The sequence below is a fragment of the Cereibacter sediminicola genome, assembly GCF_007668225.1.
GTDB lineage: Bacteria > Pseudomonadota > Alphaproteobacteria > Rhodobacterales > Rhodobacteraceae > Cereibacter_A > Cereibacter_A azotoformans.
The window spans coordinates 1-20633 of sequence record NZ_VDEK01000028.1; the positions used below are offsets into that span (position 1 = coordinate 1).

Sequence of the window (20633 nt, forward strand, 5' to 3'; positions counted from 1 at the left end):
AGGATCTCCTCGGCGTGGGTGCCGCCCCGGCCGGGCGCATAGGTGAACACGGTGAAGCGGCGTTGCTGATCGGCGAGGGCGAGAAGGTCGCCGAGGCCGCTGCCGGGCTGCTGCCCGAAGTGATCGGCACGACGCCGCCGGGCGGGGCGAAGGCGCCGTCGAAGGCTGACTGGGCGCACGTGAAGGGCCGCCGCGTCATCATCGCTACCGACGCCGACAAGCCCGGCCGCGAGTTCGGCGACGAGGTTGCCCGACTGGTGCGAGAGGCTGGCGCGGCTGAAATACTGCATCTGCCGGGCGAGGCGCTGAGGCAAGACGCGCCAGAGGGATATGACCTCGCCGACGCGGCCGAAGAGGGCATCAGCGCCGACCAGGTGCGCCGGGCGATCCGGGCCTATGAGTTCCCGGCATCTTCGGATCAGACGGCTGACGAGCACGGCTGGGGCGAACCTGATCCTCGCTACCTTCAACCGCAGTTGCCTGAAGCTCCGGTTCTGCCGCTGAACGAAGTCTTCGCGCCCGCGTGGGCCTCGTGGATCGGCAGCGCGGCCGAGGCCAAGGGCGCGCCCGCCGACTACGTTGTCGCCGGCCTGCTGAGCGTGGCGGGCGCGATGATTGGGAACAGCCGGTGGGCCTGCCCGTGGGATGGATGGACCGAGCCGCCGCTGATCTGGACCATGGCAATCGGCAACCCGTCGGCAGGCAAGTCACCCGGTCTCGACGCAATTCTCGCGCCGCTGCGGATCGTGGAGCGCAACGCCCGGCAGGAAGCGCAGACGCGTGTAAGCGAGTGGCGCGCCCGTGCCGAGGTGGCGAAGCTGGCGGAATCGACGTGGAAGGAAGCCGTCAAGGCCGCGATCAAGGCGGGCGACGACATTCCGCCGAAGCCGCGCGAAGCCGATCCGGGGCCTGAACCTGTGATGCCTCGCTACGCGCTCGCCGATACGACGGTCGAGAAGCTGTCCGTGATCCTCGCCGGGCAACCGCGCGGCACGATGATGTTCCGCGATGAACTGTCGGGCTGGCTGGGGAACATGAGCCGCTACTCGGGCGGCACCGACCGGCCGTTCTGGCTCGAAGCCTACGGCGGCAAGGGCTACAGCGTCGAGCGTATGGGCCGCGATCCGGTTTGGATCAGCCGCCTGACGGTCGGAGTTGTCGGCGGCATCCAGCCGGACAAGCTGAAGTCGCTGCTGATGAAGACCGACGACGACGGGCTTCTCGCCCGCTTCATCCCGGTCTGGCCGGAGCCGGCGCCGATCAAGAGGCCGAACCGCCTGGCGGATGAAGGCTTCATCGAAAACGCGCTCCGGCGGCTCGTCGAACTGCCGATGGTGACCGACGAGCACGGCGAACTGCGCCCGTGGTTCATCAACTTCAATGACGAAGCGCGGGACTATCTGAACGAGTTCAGGAAGTTGTGCCGCGATCTGGAAGGGCAGAATGAAGGCCTGCTCCTGTCGTTCATCGGCAAGCTGCCGGGCATGGCCGTGAGGCTGTCGCTCATCCTCGCGTTCCTCGACTGGGCAGCCGGGGGGCCGGATGTCTTCGAGATCACGCCGAACCACTTCGGCCGGGCCGCTGGCTTTATCGAAGCCTATGTTCTGCCGATGGCCGTCCGGTCCTACGCCGACGGCGCCATCGCCAAGGAAGACCGGGCCGGCAGAAAGCTGGCCGCACTCATCATCGAGCAAGGATGGGAGGACTTCAACTCGTCGGACGTGCTGCGTCTGGACCGGGCCGGCCTGGCGACGAAGGCGGATCTTGATCCGGCTCTTGATGCGCTCGTCGTCGGCGATCTGATCCGGCAGGTTCCGGTTCCAGGCGGGCCGCGTGGCGGGCGCCCGGCCCGGCGCTTCATCGTCAACCCTGCAATCCGGGCGGCGACATGAGCAAGTGGTTCTCCATCGCACGGGACTTCGACGCCCGGTCTTCCGAGAGAACCGAAACAACCTCGACGATGGCCGAGGCGCCCGCGCCCGCCCCGGCCGTCTCTGCTCCTGCGCCGGTTAATTCGGTTAATTCGGTTAATTGGGGCGGGAGAGACCTTAACGAAGAGGCTGCGCCCTATGGCGTGTCCGTCGGCGGGCACTGGCGGACATGGTGCGGTCGCCTCGTTCATCCATCGAAGTGGGCGGACCTAGCCGAGAACCGCGCGCCCTACGCGGGCGGCGACCAGTTCCGGCTTCCCCTCAACACCGAAGACGCAGGGGGCGCGCATGGAGCGGCTTGACCTCGAAGTGAAGTTCCAGGCGGCCGAGGCCGGTCTCATCTCGGGCTATGCCTCGCCCTTCGGCGGCGAGCCGGACAGCGCGGGCGACGTGATCGCGCGGGGCGCCTACGCCGCGAGCCTGAAGGCACACCGGGAAGCCGGGACGATGCCGCTCCTGCTCTGGCAGCACGACCCGACGCAGCCTGTCGGGCGCTGGCTCGACATGCGGGAGGACGAGAAGGGCCTCCATGTCACCGGCCGCCTCGTGCTGGAAACGGTGCGGGGCGCCGAGGCCTATGCGCTGCTGAAGGCCGGCGCGCTGAACGGGCTGAGCATCGGCTACCGGACGAAGCGGGCCGAGCGCCTGCCGGGCGGGGCGCGCCTGCTGACCGAAATCGACCTCATCGAAATCTCGCTCGTGTCCATCCCGGCGGCCTCGTCCGCGCGGATCACCAGCGTGAAGACTGCCGCCGTCGCGGCACCATCCGCCGCGCGTGCGGCAAGCAACAGGAGCCGGATCATGGCTGATGAACAGAAGGCTGCCGCGCCTGAAGCGGCGAACGAAGACCGCGTGACCGCCGTCGAAGAGACGGTGGCAAGCCTCGACACCCGCCTCGCCGCCGTCGAAGAGAGCGTGGGCAACGTCGCGAAGGCTGCCGGCCGGATCGAACAGAAGCTGGCGCGGCCGGGCATCATCACGAAGCAGGAAGAGCCGGGCGAGATCCAGACCAAGGCCTTCGGCGCCTACATCAAGCACGGTGACGCGGCCGGCGCGGAACTGAAGTCGCTCGACATGGCGACCAACGGCGGCGGCTACCTGGCGCCGAGCGAGTTCGTCAAGGAAGTGGTGAAGAACCTCGTCCAGTTCGCGCCGATCCGGCAATATGCCCGTGTCATCAGCATCGGCGCGGCCGAGGCCCGGATGCCAAAGCGCACCGGCACGCTCACTGCCGCGTGGGTCTCGGAGACCGGCAACCGCTCTTCGACCGATCCGACCTATGGCGAGATCGTGCTGACCCCGCACGAGGCCGCCTGCTATGTGGACGTCAGCAACGCGCTGCTCGAAGACAACCAGTACAACCTTCAGGGCGAGCTTGCGGCGGACTTCGCCGAAGAGTTCGGACGGTTGGAAGGCGCGGCCTTCGTCTCGGGCACCGGCACCGGGCAACCCGGCGGCATCCTGACCGACACGTCGGTTCCGCTCGTGGCCAGCGGCGCGGCGGCTGCCATCTCGGCTGATGCGATCATCAACCTGTTCCACGCGCTGCCGGGCTTCTACGCGGCGAACGCGGTCTGGGGCATGAACCGCTCGACCATCGGCGCCGTGCGCAAGCTGAAGACCACCGACGGCGCCTTCCTCTGGGCCGAGAGCCTGGCCGAGGGCAACCCGCCGACCATCCTGGGCCGCCCGGTCATCGAACTGCCGGACATGCCCGACGTGGCCGCGAACGCGCTGCCGATCATGTTCGGCGATCTGAAGCAGGGCTACCGCGTGGTGGACCGGCTGAGCCTGTCGGTCATGCGTGACCCCTACAGCCGCGCGACCAACGGGCAGACGCGCTTCCATGGCCGCCGCCGTGTCGGGGGCGACGTGGTGAAGGCCGAGGCGATCCGCCTGCTGAAGGTCGCCACCAGCGTCTAAGCGAACAAGGCGGGCCGGGGCTTCCCGGCCTGCCGCTCTTCCGGGGGAAGCCATGCTGAAGCAGATCACGCCACCGACCGAACTTCCGGTGCCGCTGGGCGAGGCCAAGGCCCGCCTGCGCATCGACCACGACGAGGACGACGCGATCCTCGAAACCTACATCCGCGCGGCGACCGAACGCCTCGACGGGCCGAACGGCTATCTTGGGCGGGCGATCATGCCGCAAGTGTGGGAGATCACCCTCGACCGCTTCACCGGGCCAATCCGCCTGCCGCTGCCGCCGTGCCGCGAGGTGACATCCGTCGCCTATGTCGCCGCCGATGGCTCGACCGTAACGCTCGACCCGGCCGCCTACATCGTCGCCGGGATCGGCAGCGACGAGGGCGCCGTGATCCATCCGGCGACCGGCTGGCCGGCGACTGCCGCGCATCCCGAGGCCGTCACCATCCGCTTCTCCTGCGGCTACACGACCGTGCCGGAGCCGATCCGAATGGCGATCCTCGAACGCCTGAGCCAGTCCTACGACGGCGACGAGGAAGACCTCGCGCCCGCCCGCGAAGAGGATCTGACCCGGAACCATCGAGTGTGGAGCTTCGGCTGATGCCGTGGGCCGCGCCTCGCCATTGTGCTGCCGGGCATCCGCCGTTCACTGGCGCCCGCTGCCCGATCTGCGCCGCCGCCGCCAAGGCTGCCGCCGAGGCGCGCCGGCCGTCCGCTAACGAGCGTGGCTACACCGGCAAGTGGGCAAAGGCGCGGGCCGAGTTCCTGAAGCTGCATCCGCGCTGCGCCTGCGGTGCGACAGCCACGGTCGTGGATCACGTCGTTCCTCACAAGGGCGACCAGAAGCTGTTCTGGCAGCGGTCGAACTGGCAGCCGATGTGCAAGCCCTGTCACGACCGGAAGACCGTCCGCGAGGATGGCGGCTTTGGCAACCCGGTCAAGGGCCGGGGGGATGATCGAATTTGCCCGAGGGGGAAGGAAACCGGCGGGGTAGTCTCGCGCGCAACATCGCCGGAAATGACGACTTCGAAATGGGAGTTCTGGGGATGAAGGGCCGCAAGCCGAAGCTGAACGTGATCGAGGGCGTTGCCGCCGGTCTCTGCCCGCCGCCGCCCGGAGGCTTGGACAAGCACGGCGCGGCCGAGTGGAAGCGTGTGGCGCCGATCCTCGACGGGCGCGGCCACCTGACCGACGACACGCTTGCGACCCTTGAGGGCTACTGCCGGGCCGTGGGCCTGTCGCGGATCTACAACGAGATGATGGCGGCGGAAGGCCATGTCATCGCGACCGAGAAGGGGCCGGTGACGCATCCGGCCTTCAAGATGCTGATGGGTGCCATGCGTGAGGCAAGGCTACTCGCGGCCGAACTGGGCCTGACGCCGCATCGGCGCGGATCGGGCAGCGCAGAAGGAAAGCCGAGCGATGACAAATGGAGCGGCGACTTGCTCGCCTGACCTGTTCCCCGCTGTTCCCCGTGATCCCCAGCGTGGGGGAACAGAGAAAGGCAAGCAATATCAGGCGTGTTCCCCCTGTTCCCCGCATTCCCCTTGGAAACGGGCTGCATCGGCGGCGAGGCGCACCTGATGGGCAGCCCGATCTTCATTCCCGACCCGAGTCTCTATCCTGACCCGACCGGCCGCGCCGAGCGGATCTGCCGCTTTGTCCGCAACCTGTCGCTCTGGGAGGGCGACTTCGCGGGCGAGCCGTTCAAGCTGCACCCGTTCCAGGAGGCAATCATTCGCCGGATCTACGGGCCGGTGAACGAGGACGGCAGTCCCGTGGTGCGGATCGCCTGCATCTGGATTCCGAGGGGCAACGCGAAGACCACGCTGGCCAGCGCAATCAGCCTGGCGCACTTCATGGGGCCGGAGGCCGAGGCCGGCGGGCAGGTCGTCATGGCTGCCGCCGACCGGGAGAACGCCGGGATCGCCTTCAATGCGGCGCACCAGTTCGTGCTTCAGGAGGAAGCCCTGTCGGCTCGCGTGCGCCCGGTGGAGAGCCGGAAGCTCCTGTCGCACCCGAAGACGAAGAGCACACTGAAAGCCATCTCGTCGGAGGCCTACAGCAAGCACGGCCTGAACGTCTCGTTCTTCCTTGCCGACGAGATCCACGCATGGCCGACGGCCGAGGGCAGGAAGCTGTTCAAGACCGTCACCGACTCCATGGTGAAGCGGTCGAACCCGCTCACGGTCATCATCACCACGGCCGGCGAGGGCACGGGCGGGCTTGCCGCCGACATGTGGGCGTACTCGCACAAGGTCGCCTCCGGTGAGGTGGACGACCCGACCTTCGCGCCGATCATCCTGGCGGCCGAGCCGGATGCGGACTGGCGCGACGAGGCGGCATGGCGGGCAGCGAACCCGGCGATCGATGCCGGCTTCCTGTCGCTGCACGAGCTGCGGACGAAGGCGCGGCGGATCGAGCACTTCCCGGCCGAGATCGCCGACTTCAAGCGGTTCCACCTGAACATGTGGCAGGAGGGCGCCGCCGAGCCGTGGCTCGCGCTCGACATCTACGACCGGGCCGAGGACATGACGCCCGTGGCGGATTTGACCGGCCGGGCGTGCTGGCTGGGCGTGGACCTGTCGAGCGTCGAAGACCTGACGGCCGTGGTCGCGGTGTTCCCCGAAGGCGACGGCGAGGCGCGGCGCTACGACGTGCTGCCGATGTTCTTCCTGCCCGAGGCCAATCTCGCGCTGAAGGCCGAGAAGGACCGCGCCGACTATCTGCGGTGGGCCGAAGCCGGCTTCCTCACGCTGACGCCCGGCAACGTGGTGGATCATTCCGCCATCGTGGAGCATGTCGCCGATCTGGGCGAGCGGCATGGCGTCCAGGAGGTGGCTATCGACCGCTGGAACTCGACCGCCGTCAACACGGCGCTGCAAGAGCGCGGCTTCACCATCAACCAGTTCGGGCAAGGCATGGTCAGCATGGCCGCGCCGGTCAAGGAACTGAAGCGGGCGATCCTCGCCGGGCACTTCCGACACGGCGGCAACCCGCTCCTGCGCATGTGCTTCGGCAATGTCGTGGCCGAGAAGGACGCCGCCGAGAACGAGAAGTTCACCAAGGCGAAGGCGCGGGGCCGGATTGACGGGGCTGTCGCTGCCGCCATGGCCGTGGGCCGCATCCTCGCCGCTGAGTCCGCGCCGTCACCCTACGAGGGCCGCGAGGGCGGCTTCCTGTTCATCTGAAGGAGACCGACATGAGCGAAGTGGAGATCCGTGGCCTGACCCGCGTGGCGAGACCGAAGCCGAACCGGGCAGGCTTCACCATCCTGGCGTTCTTCGACTGCGCCGCGCGCGGGCTGGCGCTCTACGGCTGCGCGCTCGTGCGGACGCCGAAGAACGGCATGGTGGCGTGGCCGCCGAAGATCGAGGCCGAGGACGGCATGAGGCGCCGCGTGGAGATCGAGGACGATTCGCTTCGGCACGCCATGATGCTGCACGCGCGGGAGGCCTACCGGGCACTGGGCGGCACCGATGCCGAGTGGATCGGCAAGAGCATCCCCATGGGACCGAGGCCCGAAGATCGCGATGGTCTGAACAGATTCCTGCAAGAGTGAGCCGAAACCGCGTGCTGCTCACTATACGCTCACTGCATTGCGGCGGCTGTTCGGCGTTTCTGGCTAAGTCTTTGATTTTATGGCGCACCCGAAGGGATTCGAACCCCTGGCCTCTGCCTTCGGAGGGCAGCGCTCTATCCAGCTGAGCTACGGGTGCGTCGAGGTGGGGTATAGCGGCTTGATGCGGCGCCTGCAACAGGGTGCTGTGCGTCACCGGCGACTTTCACGCGAGCCGGTTGATGGGGCCAATGCTCCATCCGCCGGGGCCGAGGGTCATGGAGGTGATCGAGAGCGGTTCGATCCGGTGGGCGAAGGCCGCCTGGATGCTCAGCCCAAGCGCGAGCTGCAGCGCGGTGAGGATCGGCCCGAAGTGCGAGACGATCACGATCTCCTCGTCCGGGTGACGCGCGCACAGCTCGCGCACGGCCTGGGTGACGCGGTGCTGAAGCTCGTGCCAGGTCTCACCGCCGGGGGCGCGGGCGGGCCCTGCGTCGCGCCAGAAGGCGCGGATGCGCTGGGGCGTGCCGGCTTCGATCGCGGCAAAGCTGCGGTCTTCCCACGCGCCGAAATGGATCTCTCGAAGGCGCGGGTCGTGGGGCAGGCGGAAGCGGCCGTTGCCCAGAAGATCGGCGGTCCGCGAGGCGCGCGACAGGTCGGACGAGACCAGGAGCGCCTTGCGCGGCAGGGCCGCGTCAAGCCGTGCCACGGCCTCGCGGTCGGAGAGATCCGCCGGCCGGTCCGTCCAGCCCAGCATCACCGTGGCGTGGGTGGGCCCATGCCGGACCCAGTGCAGCCGGGTCACAGGACCCCCTCGGGCGGGCAGCCCTTCAGAACCATCGGCAGGCCCGCCATCGCCGCCACGACCAGATCCGCCTGGGCCGCAAGCCTCTGGTTCAGGCGTCCCTGTTCGTCGCGGAAGCGCCTTGCCAGAGAATTTTCGGGAACTATCGACCAGCCAACCTCGTTTGAGACCACGACAACAGGCGCAGGACAGGCGTCAAGCGCATGAAGAAGCGAGGCGATCGCGGCATCGAGGTCGCTGTCGGCAAGCAGATGATTGGTCAGCCAGAGCGTAGCGCAATCCAGCAGCACGCAAGCCTCGGGAGGCATCCGTGACAAGACAGGAGAGAGATCACGAGGCTCTTCGACGGTCTGCCACCCGTCGCCACGGTCGCGGCGGTGAGCCGAGATCCGCTCGCGCATCTCGTCATCCCATGCTTCGGCCGTTGCCAGATAGAACCGGGGGCGGCCCGAACCGATGACCAGCCGCTCCGCCATCCGAGATTTCCCGGACCGCGCCCCGCCCAGCACCAGGGTGAGCGGTGGCAGCGCGAAATCGTGTGATCCGGGCATGTGTTTTTTCCGTAGTATTTCCCGAGACGCGGCCGGGTTCGACAGGGGGTCCTGATGGCACTGGACGGATATACCGATCAAACGATGTCCCGCCAAGCGATGAGGGCGGAGCTTCTGGATGCCCAGACCGAGCTTCGCCTCGCCTATGCCTGGCGCGACCGGCGCGACGAGCGGGCTCTGCACCGTCTGATCACCGCCTACATGCGGCTTGCGATCTCGATGGCCTCGAAATACCGCCGCTACGGCGCGCCGATGAACGACTTGATCCAGGAGGCCTCGCTGGGGCTGATGAAGGCCGCGGACAAGTTCGACCCGGATCGGGGCGTGCGCTTCTCGACCTATGCCGTCTGGTGGATCAAGGCCTCGATCCAGGATTATGTCATGCGGAACTGGTCGCTGGTGCGCACCGGCTCCACCTCGAGCCAGAAGGCGCTGTTCTTCAACATGCGCCGCGTGCAGGCCCGCCTCGAGCGCGAGGCTTCTCAGCGGGGCGAGCAGCTTGACGCGCATCAGCTGCGCGAACTGGTGGCGCATGACGTGGGCGTGCCGCTCTCGGATGTCGAGATGATGGAGGGGCGGCTGTCGGGCTCGGACTTCTCGCTCAACGCCACGCAGTCGGCGGATGACGAGGGCCGCGAGTGGATCGACGCGCTGGAGGATGATTCGGCCCAGGCCTCGGAAGTGGTCGAGGGCTCGCTCGATGCCGAGCGGTTGCGCGGCTGGCTGGTCGTGGCCATGCAGCAGCTCAACGCGCGCGAGCGGTTCATCGTGACCGAGCGCAAGCTACGCGACGTGCCGCGCACGCTCGAAAGCCTTGGCGAAGAGTTGAAACTGTCCAAGGAGCGGGTGCGTCAGCTTGAAGCGGCGGCCTTTGCCAAGATGCGGCGGAGCCTTGAAGCCCAGTCGCGGGAGGTGCATCACTTCCTTCTATGAAACAGTGCCTCCTCCTTGCGGCCGGACTGGCCGTCGTGGCCCGGCCGGGGCTGGCCGACCGGATCGAGCCGGCTCAGCTTGCGCGGCTGCCGTCGGCGGATGTGGTGATTCTGGGCGAGGTGCATGACAACCCCCGCCATCACGAGAACCAGGCCGTGGCCGTGGCCGGCCTGAGGCCCGCGGCGCTGGTCTTCGAGATGCTGACGGCCGAGCAGGCGGCCCTCGTGACACCCGATCTTCTGCCGAACGAGCGCAAGCTTGCGCTGCATCTTGATTGGGATCGGTCGGGTTGGCCCGACTTTGCGATGTATCATCCCATCTTCCTCGCCGCCCCCGAGGCGCAGGTCTTCGGCGCCGAGATGCCGCGCGAGGATGTTCGTCGCGCGGTGGCGGACGGCGCTGCGGCCACTTTCGGCGCCGAGGCGGCGCGCTTCGGGCTCGACCGTCCGCTCGAATCCGCAGAGCTGGCCCGCCGGACCGAGGAGCAGCGTGTGGCCCATTGCGACGCGCTGCCGACCGAGCTGCTGCCGGGCATGGTCGAGGCGCAGCGCCTGCGCGATGCGTCGCTGGCCCTTGCCGTGCTCGAGGCGATGGAGGCGACCGGAGGGCCGGTGGCCGTCATCACGGGGACGGGCCACGCCCGGCGCGACGTCGGTGTGCCGTCGCTTCTGTCCGAGGCGGCCCCGCATCTGCGCGTGCTCTCGGTGGGGCAGTTCGAGCAGGTGCCGGAAGGAGAGGTGCCCTTTGACATGTGGGTGGTGACCGCACCCGTCGAGCGGGACGATCCCTGCGCGGGTCTGCGCGAAGCCGGCACGACCCCGTAGCGGGGCAGGGGGGCGACGTCCGGCCCGGCTCGCGCGCCCCGGTGGCTTGTCACGCGGCCGCGCCCCTCCTACACCAGAGCCTCGGCCTCGGGGGCGTGGACATGCTGAACGGAAAGCGGATACTTCTTATCATCGGCGGCGGGATCGCGGCCTACAAGGTGCTGGAGCTCATCCGCCGTCTGCGCGAGAGGGGCTGCGCGGTGACGCCCGTCATGACGCGCGCCGCGGCCGAATTCGTGACGCCGCTGTCGGTCTCGGCACTGGCGGGCGAGGCCGTGCACCGCGAACTCTTCGATCTCACGCAAGAGGCCGAGATGGGCCATATCGCGCTGTCCCGCGTGGCCGATCTGGTGGTGGTGGCGCCCGCGACGGCGGATCTGATGGCCAGGATGGCCCAGGGGCGGGCGGACGATCTCGCCTCGACCCTGCTGCTGGCCACCGACACCCGCGTTCTGGTGGCCCCGGCCATGAACGTGCGGATGTGGGAACATCCCGCGACCCGCCGGAACCTGGCCACGCTGCGCGGCGACGGCGTGCGGACAGTGGGCCCGAACGAGGGCGACATGGCCTGCGGCGAATATGGATTCGGGCGGATGGCCGAACCGGCCGAGATCCTTGCCGCGATCGAGGGCGCCCTCGGTGCGGGGCCGCTTGCCGGGCGGCGGGTGCTCGTGACATCGGGCCCGACGCATGAGCCGATCGACCCGGTGCGCTACATCGCCAACCGCTCGTCGGGCGCGCAGGGGACAGCGCTCGCCGCGGCGCTGCGCGATCTGGGCGCGCGGGTAACCTTCGTCACCGGCCCGGCCTCGGTCCCGCCTCCGGCCGGGGTGGAGCTGGTGCGGGTTGAGACCGCGCAGGAGATGATGGCGGCCGTCACGACGGCCCTGCCGGTGGATGCCGCCATCTTCGCCGCCGCCGTGGCGGACTGGCGGGTGGCCAATGCGGCCGGCTCCAAGATGAAGAAGCAGGCGGGCGGCCCGGCGCTGGAGTTCGCTGAAAATCCCGACATCCTCGCCGCCGTTTCGCGGATGGAGACGGGACGGCCCCGCCTCGTGGTGGGGTTCGCGGCCGAGACCGACCGGGTGGTCGATCACGCCCGCGCCAAGCGCGCGCGGAAGGGCTGCGACTGGATCGTGGCCAACGATGTCTCGCCCGGCACGGGGATCATGGGCGGCACCGAGAACGCCATTCATCTGGTGACCGAAGACGGCATCGAGGACTGGCCGCGCCTGAGCAAGGACGAGGTGGCGCGGCGGCTCGCGCAACGGATCGCCGACCGCCTCGCCTGAGGTCGCGCCCGCGGGCGCACGCAGCGGTCATCGCGCGTGATCGCCGGCAGGCTTGTCAGCCGGCGGGAGTTGCCGCTACCTTCGCCCCATGAGGATGATCGCATGAATGTCTCCCGGCGCTGGCTGCTGGCCGCGCTTCTCGCGGGCGCCGCCACGCCCGCGCTGCCCGATGCGCCCCTCACATCGCCCCGCCCGCCGCGCCGCGGTTTCATCGAGCCGCCGCCCGACGCCGACAGCCTCATCGCGCGGGCCTCGCTTGGCGGTGCGGTGGCCTTTGCCGTGGCCGATGCCGCCACCGGCGAGTTGCTCGAGGCCCGCAACGCCGCGCTGCGCCTGCCGCCCGCCAGCACCGCCAAGGCCATCACTGCGCTCTACGCGCTCGAGACGCTCGGAGCGGACTTCCGCTTCACCACGCGCCTCCTCGCCACCGGGCCGGTCCGGGACGGGATCGTGCAGGGCGATCTCGTGCTGTCGGGCGCGGGCGATCCCACACTCTCCACCGATGCGCTCGGAGACATGGCGGCGAAGCTGCGCGCGGCCGGTGTGCGCGGGGTGACGGGGCGCTACATCGCCGACGCGAGCGCCTTGCCCGCCGTGCCGCTGATCGATCCCGAGCAGCCCGCCCATGTCGGCTACAATCCCGCCCTTTCCGGCCTGAACCTGAACTTCAACCGGGTGCATTTCGAATGGCGGCGGGCGAAGACCGGCTGGTCCGTCACCATGGATGCCCGGGCCGAGCGGTTCGTGCCGCAGGTGGCGATGGCCCGGATGGAGGTCGTCACCCGCGACCTGCCGATCTACACCTACGCCGGCGATCAGGGCTCGGACAGCTGGACCGTCGCCAGCAGCGCGCTCGGCAAGGCGGGAAGCCGCTGGCTTCCGGTGCGTCACCCCGAGACCTACACCGCCGAGGTGTTCCAGACGCTGGCCCGGGCGCAGGGCATCACCCTGCCCGACGCGCAGATCGTGCGGGTCCGCCCCGAGGGCACGAGCCTCGTCGAATGGCAGAGCCAGCCCCTGCGCGAGATCCTGCGCGACATGCTGAAGTTCTCGACCAACATCACCGCCGAGGCGGTGGGACTGGCCGCCTCGGGCGCGCCCTCCCTCGGCCAGTCGGCGGCCGCGATGAACGCCTGGGTCAATGGCCGCTTCGGCCTCTCCACCGCGTTCCAGGACCATTCGGGCCTCGGTGGCGGCTCGCTCGTCTCGGCACGCGACATGGTGACGGCGCTGCTCGCAGCCGAACGTGAGGGGCTTGGCCTGCGCGAGATCCTCAAGCGGACAGACCTGGGCGATCCGGCAGGCGCGAGGACGCGCAGGCCTCCCATCGCGGTCGCGGCCAAGACCGGGACGCTGAACTTCGTCTCGGGGCTCGCGGGCATCGCCCGCCCCGAGACAGGCCGCGACCTCGTCTTTGCGATCTACTGTGCCGACCGCACCCGCCGCTCGGCTCTGCCGATGGACGCGCGCGAGCGCCCGCCCGGCGGGTCCGAGTGGCTCGGCCGCGCCCGTGGCTTGCAACGGTCCCTTATCGAACGTTGGGCCGCACTGCCCGCCTGACGCCCCGCGCGCGGCTCAAGAAGACACGCCAGGGCCCGAGCCGCCGGCACCCTCTTTCGTCTTTCACTCTGCCCAAATATCCTCGGGGGAGCCGCCCCGCCGGGGCGGCCGGGGGCAGACAGCCCCCGTGCGACGCGCACTGAAGGCGCGACGGTTCCCGCTCTCAGACCAGCATGTGCCGCGCCCGGGCTCCGCGTTCGATGGCCGCGGCATGCAGCCGGTCGATGTCGAGCTCGTTGCGGATCTCCTCGAGCATGCGGAGTTCCGGCTGGCCGAGCGTCCCGTCCGCCGCCGCCACGTCGCAGGCGAGCGCATAGGCGGTCTCGTGAAGCCGCTCGTCCAGCGCCGCCCGGATCAGGCCGAACAGGGCGTCGAGGCCCTCGTCCTCCTCGAAGAGGTCGATGATCGTCTGTGCGATGGGGCGGATCCTGTCCCCGTCGTAGTTGGCGAAGATGGGCAGATGGGTGACGATGCGCTCGATGGCGATCAGCTCGACCGTCCGCACCGTCTCGTCCGAGAAGGATACGGCGATCATGATGGCCACGAGGGCATCCTGAGGGCTGAGCGAGGGGAGTGTATCGGCCAAGGTGCGCATCCTGAAGTCCATGTCGCGGCGCACAATATGGATCGCCTCCGCGTCCGGCAAGTCGGGGTCTGCCCGATCACGGAGGCGTCAGCGGGGCGGCGCAGCTTTCGTGCCCCGGCCGAGGTGGCCTGTCCCTCGGCGCCCCCGTCACGGCCGCTGTGCGGCAGGGGGAGGCGCGCGCGCGCTCTCCCGTCCCCGTTATTGACGCGCTGGCCCCCCGGCAATAGAGGACGGGGGTTCGGGCGGCACGGGGTCGCCCGCCTGCCGAGGAATGCCGCCCATGTCCGCGCTCCGCGATGCCGCGATGACGTCGAAAGCCTGGCCCTTCGAAGAGGCCCGCCGGATTCTCGCACGCTTCAAGGGCAAGGCACCCGAGAAGGGCTATGTCCTGTTCGAGACCGGCTACGGCCCCTCGGGCCTGCCGCACATCGGCACTTTCGGCGAGGTGGCGCGCACCACGATGATCCGCCGCGCGTTCGAGGCGATCTCGGACATTCCCACGCGGCTCATCTGCTTTTCGGACGACATGGACGGGATGCGAAAGGTTCCCGACAACGTGCCGAACGGCGACATGCTGCGCGAGAACCTTCAGCGGCCGCTGACCTCGGTTCCCGACCCGTTCGGGGAATACGAGAGCTTCGGCCACCACAACAACGCGATGCTGCGCCGCTTCCTCGACACGTTCGGGTTCGAGTACGAGTTCATCTCGGCCACCGACTTCTACCGCTCGGGTCAGTTCGACGCGGTGCTGCTGCGCGCCTGCGAACGCTATGACGCGCTGATGAACATCATGATGGCGTCCCTGCGCGAGGAGCGGCAGCAGACCTATTCGATCTTCCTGCCGATCTCGCCCACCACCGGCCGCGTGCTCTATGTGCCGCTGAAGGAGGTGAACGCCAAGGACGGGACCATCACCTTCGACGACGAAGACGGCACCGAGACGACGCTGCCGGTGACGGGCGGCAACGTGAAGCTGCAGTGGAAGCCCGACTTCGGCGCCCGCTGGGCGGCGCTCGATGTGGACTTCGAGATGTATGGCAAGGACCACTCGACCAACACGCCGATCTATGACGGGATCTGCGAGGTGCTCGGCGGGAAGAAGCCCGAGCATTTCACCTATGAGCTGTTCCTCGATGACAAGGGCGAGAAGATCTCGAAGTCGAAGGGCAACGGGCTGACGATCGACGAGTGGCTGAGCTACGCCTCGACCGAGAGCCTTTCCTATTTCATGTTCCTCAAGCCCAAGACCGCCAAGCGGATGCATTTCGACGTGATCCCGAAGGCGGTGGACGAGTATCACCAGCAGCTGCGCGCCTATCCGACGCAGGATGTGGCCAAGCAGATCGACAACCCGGTCTGGCACATCCACCAGGGCCATCCGCCGGAATCGAAGATGGTGGTGAGCTTTGCGATGCTGCTGAACCTCGCCTCGGTCGCGCAGGCACGGGACAAGGAGGGGCTCTGGGGCTTCATCAAGCGTTATGCGCCCGAGGCGAGCCCCGAGACGCATCCCGACCTCGACGCGGCGGCGGGGTTCGCCGTGCGCTATTTCCACGATTTCGTGGCGCCGAAGCGGGTCTACCGCCTGCCGACAGACCAGGAGCGTGCGGCGATCGCCGACCTGCGAGACCGGCTGGCGGCGTGGGAGGGCGGGCTCGACGCCGAGGCGCTGCAGTCGCTGGTCTTTGCCGTGGGCCGCGAGCATGGGTTCGAGCCGCTGCGCGACTGGTTCAAGGCGCTCTACGAGGTGTTGCTCGGTGCCTCGGAAGGGCCGCGGTTCGGCGGGTTCATCGCGCTTTACGGCGTGGAGGAGACCATTGTCCTGATCGACCGGGGTCTCTCGGGCGCGCTGGCCGCCTGAGCCGCGCGGGGGAGCCGCCCTCGGGGGCATCGAGCCCCCTCGGGCGGCGCTGCCGCGGACGGTGGTGACCTCCGGTTCGGGGCCGGACGGCGGGCCGCCTCGTGGAACCGTTGTGCAGGGCTGCCGTTGGCCCGTGGGGCGAGCCTGCCCCGGGAGAACGGAGGGCACCATGAAACGCAAGGCTTCAGCGGTCTGGACGGGCGACCTGAAGAGCGGCCAGGGCACGGTCAGCACCCAGTCGGGCGTGCTGTCGGGAGCGCGCTATGGCTTCAACACCCGGTTCGAGGACGGCCCCGGCACCAACCCGGAGGAGCTGATCGGCGCGGCCCATGCCGGCTGCTTCTCGATGGCGCTGTCGAACGTGCTGGGCGAGAAGGGCATGGTGGCCGACCGGATCGAGACCACCGCCACCGTCTCGCTGGAGAAGCAGGGCGACGGCTTTGCCATCACGGCGGTCCATCTCGATCTGAGCGCAACGATTCCCGGTGCGGACGAGGCGGCCTTCCGCGAGGCGGCGGAGACGGCAAAAGCCAACTGTCCCGTGTCGAAGCTGTTCACCGCCGAGATCACGCTGATGGCGCGGCTGGCCTAGCGCCAGCGGCCGGTGGCGCGGATCGCGGTCGAGGAGAGATCCACCATCGGCAGGTTCAGAAAGCACCAGGCGGGCGGCCGCGCGGCGGCGAGATCCGCCGCCTCCACCCGCGCGCGCGCATGGATGCGCGCCGCGGGGCTGGTGCGAGAGCGCAGCCCCGCCCCGGGACGGGCCAGAACCCCCACCGGCACCGTCCGCATGATGCCTTGCCAGCGGTCCCAGCGGTGGAACTGGGCAAGGTTGTCGGCCCCCATCAGCCAGACGAAGCGCACGCCCGGATAGCGCGCCCGCAGGGCGGCCAGCGTCTCGGCAGTGAAGCGGGTGCCGAGGCGCGCCTCGATGTCCGTCACCACCACCCGCGGATGGCGCATCAGGCGCCGCGCCTCGGCCATGCGCGCGGGCAGCGGAGCGGGGGGGCGGGGCTTGAGCGGATTGCCGGGCGAGACCAGCCACCAGACCCGATCCAGCCGGAACCGCTTCAGCGCCTCGAGGCTGATGTGGACATGGCCCGCGTGCGGCGGATCGAACGATCCTCCCAGCAGTCCCACGACCATGCCTTTCCGTGCCACCGGCCAGCCCTGCACCGGCACCTCCTCCACAAGTCCGCGACCTGAAACCATCCCCGCGTTGTGCTTGTCCAGCGCAATCGGTAAAAGGGCCGCCAAACCGCGATCTGGAGAGTTGGCATGGCCTCGTACCAATACGTCTACCACATGGAAGGCGTCTCGAAGACCTATCCGGGCGGCAAGAAGTGCTTCGAGAACGTCCACCTGAACTTCCTGCCCGGCGTCAAGATCGGCGTCGTCGGGGTGAACGGCTCGGGCAAGTCGACGCTCTTGCGCATCATGGCCGGCATCGACACCGATTTCAAAGGCGACGCCTGGGCCGCCAAGGGCGCCAAGGTCGGCTATCTGGCGCAGGAGCCGCAGCTTGACCCGGCGCTGAACGTGCGCGGCAACGTGATGGAGGGCGTGGCGGCCAAGCGGGCGATCCTCGACCGCTACAACGAACTTGCCATGAACTACTCGGACGAGACCGCGGACGAGATGGCCCAGCTGCAGGACCTGATCGACTCGCAGAACCTGTGGGATCTCGACAGCCAGGTGGACATCGCGATGGAGGCGCTGCGCTGCCCGCCGGATGACGCCGACGTGGAGGCCCTCTCGGGCGGCGAGCGGCGCCGGGTGGCGCTCTGCAGGCTTCTGCTGGAAGCGCCCGACATGCTGCTTCTGGACGAACCGACCAACCACCTCGACGCAGAGTCGATCGCCTGGCTGCAGCAGCACCTGATCGACTACAAGGGCACGATCCTGATCGTGACCCACGACCGCTACTTCCTTGATGACATCACCGGCTGGATCCTCGAACTCGACCGCGGCCGGGGCGTGCCCTACGAGGGCAACTATTCCTCGTGGCTGGAGCAGAAGGCCAAGCGGATGGTGCAGGAAGCGCGCGAGGACAAGGCCAAGCAGAAGGTGCTGCAGCGCGAACTGGAATGGATCCGCTCGGGCGCCAAGGCCCGTCAGGCCAAGCAAAAGGCCCGGATCCAGAAATACAACGAACTCGCCGGCCAGTCGGTGCGCGAGCGGATCAACACCGCGCAGATCATCATCCCCAACGGCGAGCGTCTGGGCGGCAAGGTGATCGAGGTCGAGAACCTCACGAAGCACATGGGCGACAAGCTCCTGATCGAGAACCTCAGCTTCTCGATCCCGCCGGGCGGCGTCGTGGGTGTGATCGGGCCGAACGGCGCGGGCAAGTCCACGCTCTTCAAGATGCTGACCGGGCAGGAGCCGCCGGATTCCGGCACCATCACCGTCGGCGAGACGGTCCAGCTGTCCTATGTGGACCAGAGCCGCGACGCGCTCGACCCGAACAAGACCGTGTGGGAAGAGATCTCGGACGGGCTCGAGGTGATCCATCTGGGCGATGCCGAGATGAACAGCCGCGCCTATTGCGGGGCCTTCAACTTCAAGGGCACCGACCAGCAGAAGAAGGTGGGGCTGCTCTCGGGCGGCGAACGCAACCGCGTGCACATGGCCAAGCTGCTGCGCTCGGGCGGGAACGTGCTGCTGCTGGACGAACCGACCAACGACCTCGACGTGGAAACGCTGCAGGCGCTTGAGGCGGCGATCGACGATTTCGCGGGCTCGGCGATCATCATCTCGCACGATCGTTTCTTCCTCGACCGGCTCTGCACGCATATCCTCGCCTTCGAGGGGGATGCGCATGTGGAATGGTTCGAGGGCAACTTCGAGGCCTATGAGGAAGACAAGATCCGCCGTCTCGGCCCCGACTCGGTCGAGCCGCACCGGGTGAAATACAAGAAGTTCACCCGATGACGGCACGGCGGCTCTTCCTTGCCGCGGCTCTGGCGCTCGCCCTTCCGGGGGCGGCGCAGGCAGCCTGCGTCAAGTCGAAGGGCACGCCGCTGCGCACCGACGACGAGCTGACGCTCGACTATCTGATCTGCAAGCACCGCGAACAGGTCGAGGCGCTGCAACGCCAGCGTGTCCGGGTCGTGCCGCCGCAGGACAAGACCCAGATCCCCGAGGGCGCGGTGAATGACCTCGACCGGCGCACCTCCCCCTTCAACGAGCGGGCGCGCCGGACGCAGGAGGCGCTTGATTCGATGGGGGACGTCAACACGCAGATGGGCGACCGGCTGAAGATGCTCGAGCCGCGCCGCCTGCCCTGAGGCACCCCCCAGGCCGAAGCCCATCCGCCGGGACCGGCGTCAGCGAGCCCTAGTCGAAGGCGCAGCCCGTTCGGACGCCCATCCTGCGGAAGGCGATGGCCGCGGGGCAAAAGCCGGTGAACGAGGACTGGATCAGGTTCAGTCCGATGAAGACCGTGAACCAGACGAAGAGGGGCGAGACGAGCAGGGTGAGCAGGACGCTCACAAGCACCATGCAGCCGGCAAAGAGCATCACCATGCGATCGAGGGTCATCGGGCCATTCCTTGACAGGGTTAATGCCGCCAGCCTAACAGGGCCCGTCACCACATTCAATAATGTGAATGATTTTCGGCGCCCCGGAACCGCCGCTGCGCCAAGGCGTTGGCCGGAAAACACCCCCGGCCAGAGAGGACGCCATGACGGTCTCGACCATTCTGCTGATCATCCTGATCCTGATCCTGATCGGCGCATTGCCCAGCTGGGGCTATTCCCGCAGCTGGGGCTATGGCCCGTCGGGCGCCATCGGGGTCGTCGTCCTGATCGTGCTGATCCTCGTCCTCACCGGACGCATCTGAGCGGGGCAGGGGAGTGGCCCGGATCCGGTCCGGGCCTGAGCCCCTCAGACCAGCGCCTGCGCTTCGGGCAGAAGCGTCATCCTCGACCTGATCTCGGCGGCCCAGGGCGTGTCGATCTCGCCCAGCTTGCGCCAGACCGCAACCTGAACCTCGGGGACGTCCGTCCGCGAGGCCTCCTCCAGACAGCGCCAATGCTCGACCGGCGGATCGCTGTCGCAGACGGCGCAGACGAGCATTTCACCCGCTCCTTCGACATCGACCGGCAGGCAGTCGTCCATGCCGCCGCAGAACTCGCACATCCCGTGGGCGCGGCTCATCAATGTTCCCCAGGTCATTCTCAGCCTCCAGACTGTCCTTTGCGGCGAGCCTAGCGCCTGCCTTCGCCGCTGCCAATGCGACGCACCGGCGACCTTCTGCCCGACCTCGCAATTTCTGTTGAACGCGGCGGATATTTGGTCATAATTCCGGCCGCGACGTTATCTTTATCGACCACTGTCTCCCTCGCCGGCAACAGTCCTTCGATCTTGCCCTGACTGAGCCGAGCCGCCGCACTTCCGCGGGCGGCACATGAACAGGAGACATCACGATGGCCAAAGGCACCGTGAAATGGTTCAACGCCACCAAGGGCTACGGCTTCATCGCCCCTGAAGGCGGCAAGAAGGACGTGTTCGTCCACATCACCGCCCTCGAGCGCGCCGGCATCCGCGCCCTCAACGACGGCCAGGCCGTGACCTTCGACATCGAGTCGGGCCGCGACGGCCGCGAATCGGCGACGAACATCTCGATCGCCTGAGGATCCGTCCTCGGCAGCAAAAGGGCGGGCGCAGGCCCGCCCTTTTGCATGGAAGGCCCGGGTCGATAAGGCGGCAGGCTCTCGGCCCGGCTGGCCCAGGACGCGGGCACGCGCTACCGCGGGCCGGGCAGTCCTCGGGCGGTGAAGCCGGCGCCAACAGGTCGCCTGCG

The 20633-nt window shown here is 68.4% G+C and carries 23 protein-coding genes and 1 tRNA gene; 17 read left to right on the top strand and 7 right to left on the bottom strand.

The window, feature by feature from the left end; genetic code table 11:
* From FG154_RS15665 to FG154_RS15695, 7 genes are all read left to right on the top strand, one after another.
* On the top strand, positions 1-1892 hold a 1892-nt coding region (locus FG154_RS15665; RefSeq protein ID WP_145109934.1), incomplete at its 5' end, for a YfjI family protein.
* A gap of 327 nt (positions 1893-2219) precedes the next feature.
* On the top strand, positions 2220-3854 hold the full coding sequence (locus FG154_RS15670) for a phage major capsid protein (RefSeq protein WP_145109937.1): 1635 nt from the start codon (positions 2220-2222) through the stop codon (positions 3852-3854).
* Positions 3855-3906: 52 nt separating this feature from the next.
* Positions 3907-4455: a head-tail connector protein gene (locus FG154_RS15675; RefSeq protein WP_145109940.1), complete on the top strand. Its 549-nt coding sequence runs from the start codon at positions 3907-3909 to the stop codon at positions 4453-4455.
* Positions 4440-4904, top strand: a complete 465-nt coding sequence (locus FG154_RS15680) for an HNH endonuclease (protein WP_425456853.1) — start codon at positions 4440-4442, stop codon at positions 4902-4904. The genes FG154_RS15675 and FG154_RS15680 overlap by 16 nt, the downstream gene beginning before the upstream one ends.
* A complete protein-coding gene (locus FG154_RS15685; protein WP_181318527.1) occupies positions 4901-5308 on the top strand; it encodes a phage terminase small subunit P27 family in 408 nt (135 codons plus the stop codon). The genes FG154_RS15680 and FG154_RS15685 overlap by 4 nt, the downstream gene beginning before the upstream one ends.
* A gap of 93 nt (positions 5309-5401) precedes the next feature.
* The gene (locus FG154_RS15690) at positions 5402-7045 is read left to right on the top strand and encodes a terminase large subunit (protein ID WP_222120564.1); all 1644 of its coding nucleotides are present in this window, start codon (positions 5402-5404) and stop codon (positions 7043-7045) included.
* Between the two features lie 11 nt (positions 7046-7056).
* Positions 7057-7416 carry a hypothetical protein gene (locus FG154_RS15695; protein ID WP_145109943.1) on the top strand — a complete coding sequence of 120 codons (360 nt, stop codon included), beginning with the start codon at positions 7057-7059 and terminating at the stop codon, positions 7414-7416.
* Between the two features lie 80 nt (positions 7417-7496).
* On the opposite strand, the gene FG154_RS15700 is transcribed toward FG154_RS15695, so the two are convergent.
* From FG154_RS15700 to cobU, 3 genes are all read right to left on the bottom strand, one after another.
* Positions 7497-7573, bottom strand: a tRNA-Arg gene (locus FG154_RS15700).
* Between the two features lie 66 nt (positions 7574-7639).
* A complete protein-coding gene (locus FG154_RS15705; protein WP_145109946.1) occupies positions 7640-8218 on the bottom strand; it encodes a histidine phosphatase family protein in 579 nt (192 codons plus the stop codon).
* Positions 8215-8769, bottom strand: coding sequence for a bifunctional adenosylcobinamide kinase/adenosylcobinamide-phosphate guanylyltransferase (cobU, locus tag FG154_RS15710; RefSeq protein WP_145109949.1), 555 nt, complete (start codon positions 8767-8769; stop codon positions 8215-8217). Before cobU ends, FG154_RS15705 begins: the two co-directional genes overlap by 4 nt.
* 54 nt (positions 8770-8823) lie before the next feature.
* On the opposite strand from cobU, the gene FG154_RS15715 reads away from it, so the two are divergent.
* The 4 genes from FG154_RS15715 (at position 8824) to dacB (ending at position 13378) form a co-directional block, all read left to right on the top strand.
* The gene (locus FG154_RS15715) at positions 8824-9702 is read left to right on the top strand and encodes an RNA polymerase factor sigma-32 (protein WP_145109952.1); all 879 of its coding nucleotides are present in this window, start codon (positions 8824-8826) and stop codon (positions 9700-9702) included.
* Positions 9699-10526: a ChaN family lipoprotein gene (locus FG154_RS15720; RefSeq protein ID WP_145109955.1), complete on the top strand. Its 828-nt coding sequence runs from the start codon at positions 9699-9701 to the stop codon at positions 10524-10526. The genes FG154_RS15715 and FG154_RS15720 overlap by 4 nt, the downstream gene beginning before the upstream one ends.
* 101 nt (positions 10527-10627) lie before the next feature.
* Complete coding sequence (coaBC, locus tag FG154_RS15725) at positions 10628-11818, top strand: bifunctional phosphopantothenoylcysteine decarboxylase/phosphopantothenate--cysteine ligase CoaBC (protein WP_145109958.1); 1191 nt, start codon at positions 10628-10630, stop codon at positions 11816-11818.
* A gap of 102 nt (positions 11819-11920) precedes the next feature.
* On the top strand, positions 11921-13378 hold the full coding sequence (gene dacB / locus FG154_RS15730) for a D-alanyl-D-alanine carboxypeptidase/D-alanyl-D-alanine endopeptidase (protein WP_145109961.1): 1458 nt from the start codon (positions 11921-11923) through the stop codon (positions 13376-13378).
* Between the two features lie 163 nt (positions 13379-13541).
* Here dacB and FG154_RS15735 read toward each other — a convergent pair whose 3' ends face one another.
* A complete protein-coding gene (locus FG154_RS15735) occupies positions 13542-13973 on the bottom strand; it encodes a tellurite resistance TerB family protein (protein WP_412842010.1) in 432 nt (143 codons plus the stop codon).
* Between the two features lie 271 nt (positions 13974-14244).
* On the opposite strand from FG154_RS15735, the gene FG154_RS15740 reads away from it, so the two are divergent.
* Both FG154_RS15740 and FG154_RS15745 read left to right on the top strand, forming a co-directional pair.
* Entirely contained in the window at positions 14245-15825 is a 1581-nt protein-coding gene (locus tag FG154_RS15740; protein WP_145109964.1) for a lysine--tRNA ligase, read from the top strand.
* 169 nt (positions 15826-15994) lie between these two features.
* A complete protein-coding gene (locus FG154_RS15745) occupies positions 15995-16417 on the top strand; it encodes an OsmC family protein (protein ID WP_145109967.1) in 423 nt (140 codons plus the stop codon).
* Here the strand turns inward: FG154_RS15745 and FG154_RS15750 are convergent.
* Entirely contained in the window at positions 16414-17037 is a 624-nt protein-coding gene (locus FG154_RS15750; RefSeq protein ID WP_186312394.1) for a nicotinate-nucleotide adenylyltransferase, read from the bottom strand. The genes FG154_RS15745 and FG154_RS15750 overlap by 4 nt on opposite strands.
* Positions 17038-17103: 66 nt before the next feature.
* On the opposite strand from FG154_RS15750, the gene ettA reads away from it, so the two are divergent.
* Together ettA and FG154_RS15760 are read left to right on the top strand one after the other, a co-directional pair.
* Complete coding sequence (ettA, locus tag FG154_RS15755) at positions 17104-18759, top strand: energy-dependent translational throttle protein EttA (RefSeq protein ID WP_145109970.1); 1656 nt, start codon at positions 17104-17106, stop codon at positions 18757-18759.
* Positions 18756-19115 (top strand): hypothetical protein, encoded by a 360-nt coding sequence (locus FG154_RS15760; protein ID WP_145109973.1) that lies wholly within the window; start codon positions 18756-18758, stop codon positions 19113-19115. Before ettA ends, FG154_RS15760 begins: the two co-directional genes overlap by 4 nt.
* 49 nt (positions 19116-19164) lie before the next feature.
* On the opposite strand, the gene FG154_RS15765 is transcribed toward FG154_RS15760, so the two are convergent.
* On the bottom strand, positions 19165-19368 hold the full coding sequence (locus tag FG154_RS15765; protein WP_145109976.1) for a YgaP family membrane protein: 204 nt from the start codon (positions 19366-19368) through the stop codon (positions 19165-19167).
* Between the two features lie 143 nt (positions 19369-19511).
* Between FG154_RS15765 and FG154_RS15770 the strand changes: the two genes are divergently transcribed.
* A complete protein-coding gene (locus FG154_RS15770; RefSeq protein ID WP_145109979.1) occupies positions 19512-19670 on the top strand; it encodes a DUF3309 family protein in 159 nt (52 codons plus the stop codon).
* A gap of 44 nt (positions 19671-19714) precedes the next feature.
* Here the strand turns inward: FG154_RS15770 and FG154_RS15775 are convergent, their stop codons facing one another.
* The gene (locus FG154_RS15775) at positions 19715-20005 is read right to left on the bottom strand and encodes a hypothetical protein (protein ID WP_145109982.1); all 291 of its coding nucleotides are present in this window, start codon (positions 20003-20005) and stop codon (positions 19715-19717) included.
* 251 nt (positions 20006-20256) lie between these two features.
* On the opposite strand from FG154_RS15775, the gene FG154_RS15780 reads away from it, so the two are divergent.
* Positions 20257-20463, top strand: a complete 207-nt coding sequence (locus FG154_RS15780) for a cold-shock protein (RefSeq protein WP_002720759.1) — start codon at positions 20257-20259, stop codon at positions 20461-20463.
* The last annotated feature ends 170 nt before the right edge of the window (positions 20464-20633 follow it).